The sequence below is a fragment of the Petrotoga sp. HWHPT.55.6.3 genome, from assembly GCF_002895495.1.
GTDB lineage: Bacteria > Thermotogota > Thermotogae > Petrotogales > Petrotogaceae > Petrotoga > Petrotoga mobilis.
The window spans coordinates 1-3,893 of sequence record NZ_AZRJ01000047.1 but is presented as its reverse complement, the minus strand read 5'-3'; the positions used below and the strand labels follow the sequence as shown (position 1 = coordinate 3,893).

General features: G+C 33.9%; 4 protein-coding genes and 1 pseudogene. 3 read left to right on the top strand and 2 right to left on the bottom strand.

Annotated features, from left to right (window positions below):
- Positions 1 to 142: 142 nt before the first annotated feature.
- Complete coding sequence (gene nusA, locus X926_RS09175) at positions 143 to 1,168, bottom strand: transcription termination factor NusA (RefSeq protein WP_012208368.1); 1,026 nt, start codon at positions 1,166 to 1,168, stop codon at positions 143 to 145.
- A gap of 29 nt (positions 1,169 to 1,197) precedes the next feature.
- A complete protein-coding gene (gene rimP, locus X926_RS09170) occupies positions 1,198 to 1,671 on the bottom strand; it encodes a ribosome maturation factor RimP (protein ID WP_103065870.1) in 474 nt (157 codons plus the stop codon).
- Between the two features lie 334 nt (positions 1,672 to 2,005).
- Between rimP and X926_RS09165 the strand changes: the two genes are divergently transcribed.
- From X926_RS09165 to gvpC, 3 genes and pseudogenes are all read left to right on the top strand, one after another.
- The gene (locus X926_RS09165; RefSeq protein ID WP_103065869.1) at positions 2,006 to 2,770 is read left to right on the top strand and encodes a TIGR00266 family protein; all 765 of its coding nucleotides are present in this window, start codon (positions 2,006 to 2,008) and stop codon (positions 2,768 to 2,770) included.
- Between the two features lie 211 nt (positions 2,771 to 2,981).
- Positions 2,982 to 3,752, top strand: a complete 771-nt coding sequence (locus X926_RS09160; RefSeq protein ID WP_233186729.1) for an alpha/beta fold hydrolase — start codon at positions 2,982 to 2,984, stop codon at positions 3,750 to 3,752.
- A 77-nt stretch (positions 3,753 to 3,829) separates the two neighbouring features.
- Positions 3,830 to 3,893: pseudogene (gene gvpC / locus X926_RS10485) on the top strand (gas vesicle protein GvpC); the annotation flags it as partial.

The window sequence follows — 3,893 nt, the reverse complement described above, 5'->3', positions numbered from 1 at the left end:
TGCCGATGGTAGTACGCTTTGTCGTGTGAGAGTAGGTATCGCCCCCTTCCTTTTTTTTAAAGTAATAATTATGACCTATTTGTATTTCTCACCCCAAAAAAAATACCGCATCTAATTGACTGATGCGGTATTTTTTTTTCACTTATTTTAATGAGTGAATATCAATTTTCCATCCAGTAATCTTTGCTGCTAATCTAGCAGTTTGCCCTCCCTTTCCCACAGCTAAAGAAAGTTGATTCTCTGGGACGTAAACAAAAGCAGTTTTTTCATCTTCGTTAAGAATTATATTTTTTACTTCAGCAGGGGCAAGAGCATGCTTTATAAAAATTTTAGGATCTTCTGAATATTCTATAATATCTACTTTTTCATTTTTTAATTCTTTCAGTAACTCACTGATTCTTGAACCTTTTTCACCGATACAAGCACCTACAGGATCAACTCCAGGCATGGAACTGACAACAGCTACTTTAGTCCGTATTCCGGGTTCCCTGACTATTTTTACAATTTTTATGATACCTTCTTCTATCTCTGGTACGATAGATGATAGTAGTTCTGTAATGAGTTCAGGTACAGTTCTTGAAACCATAATTTTTGGGCCTTTTGATGTGTTTTGAATGTTTTTTATGTAGACTTTTACAAGTTCTCCGCTTTTAAAAGTTTCTCCAGGAATTGTCTCTTTCATAGGGAGTTTAGTCTCTAATTTTCCTATTCTGATGTCAATATATTCATCACTAACCTTAATTATTTCAGCGGTTGAAATCCTATTTTTTAAAGCTACGTATTTATCAAACAAGTTTTTCTTTTCCAATTCCTTCAAATTTTGAAGTATCACTTGTTTAGCTGTTTGAGCGGCAACTCGCCTAAAATCCTTTTTAAGATTGATCTTTTTTCTTACCATTTCACCTATTTCTATTTTTGGATTAATTTTTTTAGCTTCTTCCAAAGAAATTTCTTCTTTAGGGTTTTCAACTGTTTCAACGACTTTCCATAATTGATAAACATTCAATTTTGTTAGATTTTTATCAATTTCAATTTCAACGTTTTTTGCTCCATAATTTTTTTTGTACGCACTTTTAATAGATTTAGCTATAATATCAACTAACGAGTCCCTACTTATACCTTTATCTCTTTCCAAGGCGTCTAAAGCTTCTAATAGGTTTAAGTTCAATGTTCTACACCTCCCATATCTTTCAAATTTTACAATTCAATTTCTAAATTGGCTTTGTCTATTTCGTTTAAATCGATGTTAAATAATTTTCCAGAATCTTTTTCAGTAATTTTAATTTGATCTTCCAATATATCGTCAATATAACCAATTACTACAGGATGTTTCGTCTCTTTCCCCTTTAAAATGAATTTTGCTAATTTTCCTTTGAATCTTTCGTAATCTGCTTTGCCTCTTAATTTTCTATCAAGTCCAGGGGAACTAACTACTAACTCATAACTCTTGTCAAAGAGGTCAATTTCGTCTAGCCAAGGGTCAAAGGCTTTGGAAAACCTTTCACAATCTCCTATGGACACGTATCCGTCTGCCTTATCGATCACAACCTCTAGAATTTTATTTTTATTACTACCTTTAATTAAAATATCAAAAATTTCAAGACGCAACTTAGAAGCAACATTATCGGCTTTTTCCCATATTAACTGTTTAATTTCTTTGTTGGTTAACATGGTATTCACCCCTCTCGTTCCAAAAAATATTTTTTATAAAAAAGCTCGAGGGCGAAAAGCCCTCGGCACTCATTCTGTTAATTAATTTTCTTTAAATTACCACTAATATTATATCACAAAAAAAATAAAAATCAAGACCATTTAATAAGTTCTATATTTAATTTTTTGTACAAATAATTTATAATATGAAAGAATCAAAATCGCTGTGGGGCAAAGGAGTAAAGTTCCTTTTTCCTCATGGGCGGGCAGCGGGGGAAGGGTGCTATATATCGAGTTTTCAAAATTTCTAAAGACAAAAATTCAAAAATTTTGAAATTTAAGGAGGATTTAGAAAATGGCTGATATGGTAGATTACAAAATCTATGGTGATGACATGCAATTAGTGGAAATTGAGCTTGACCCAGGTGAAGGTATTAGGGCTGAAGTTGGGGCTATGATGTATATGGAAGAGGGAATAGTTATGCAAACCAACACAGGTGGAGGTCTTTTCAGAGGCTTGAAAAGGATGATGACCGGAGAAAGCTTCTTTATAACAAATTTTGTACAAAGCGGGGAAGGCAAAGGGCATGTTGCTTTTGGTGCTCCCTATCCCGGTAAAATTGTACCGATCGATTTGATAGAGTTCAATGGGACTTTTATATGCCAAAAGGACAGTTTTTTATGTGCAGCAAATGGTATAGAAATAGAAGTAGAGTTTACAAAAAGGATAGGCACCGGGTTATTTGGTGGAGAAGGTTTCATTCTTCAAAGATTAGAAGGACATGGCTTGGCTTTTATTCATGCTGGAGGGGCTTTAATCGAAAGACAGTTGCAACCAGGTGAAATTTTAAAAGTAGATACTGGTTGTGTAGTAGGTTTTTCAAAAACTGTGAATTATGATATTCAGTTTATAGGAGGTTTTACTAATGCACTTTTTGGTGGAGAAGGTTTGTTCATAGCAACCCTCAAAGGTCCAGGAACTATTTATCTACAAAGCCTTCCGTTTTCAAGACTCGCAGACAGAATAAACGCTGCAGCAAAGTATCAGAACAAGGGAGAAAATAGAAACATGAGCAGAGGATTCATTGGCGGATTGTTCAACGATGATCGAAGATTTTGAATTACGGAGATACCAATAACGAAATAAAATTAATTTATTTACAAAGTTAGAGTAAAAATGAGAATTTTTTACTTAATCAGGTTTAATTACGTGTAATTACTTTTAATCACCTATAATCATTGTTAATTGAATTTGGAATTTAGGTAAAAAATGTATATACTAATAGTGAGAGATGATTCACTTATTAAATTTATAAGGGAAGTGATTAAAAGTGGACATACTTTTAAAAAAGGTAGAACTTCCAAATGGTGAAACTATGGGATATAGATACAAACAAGGTGGAGAAAAGACTTTGCTTTTGATCCACGGAAATATGACTTCCTCAAAGCATTGGGATGTTTTTATGGAATCTTTTGATTCAGATTACACTATTTATGCCCCTGATCTAAGAGGCTTTGGTATTTCAACTTATAACAATCCTATCGATTCTCTTGACGGTTTTGAGGAAGATTTAAAATTATTCGTAGATAAATTGGGCTTGTCAAAATTTGATCTTATGGGATGGTCAACGGGTGGAGGAGTTTGCATGATCTTTGCCGCAGATTATTCAAATTATGTTGACAAATTAATACTTTTGGAATCTGTTGGAACAAGAGGTTATCCTATATTGAAAAAAGATGAAAAAGGTAAGCCGATAAAAGGTGAATTTTTGAAAACTAAAGAAGAAATAGCTCAAGATCCTGTTCAGGTAATTCCCATTTTAAGTGCATATAGCAATAAAGACAAAAATTTTCTTAAAGTAGTTTGGGAAGCAACTATATACACACATCATAAGCCAGAACCTCAAAAATACGAAGAATATTTGGATGATATGTTAACTCAGAGGAATTTGGTTGATGTAGATTATGCCTTGGCAACTTTTAATATAAGTGACGATTATAATGGGATAAAGCAAGGTGATGGTAGAGCCAAAAATATAAAATGCCCTCCTGAGTCTGTCTCTTATACACATCTGACGCTGCCGACGATATGCAGTGTGTAGATCTCGGTGGTCGCCGTATCATTTAAAAAAAAAAAAAGCAAACCCGCCAAGGACACCTCACTGTCTAATCATGAGCACAAAGAGAGAAAGACACCCGACAAGAGCTAGACAAACTCGCACAAGAACGTACACAAAGCCTAG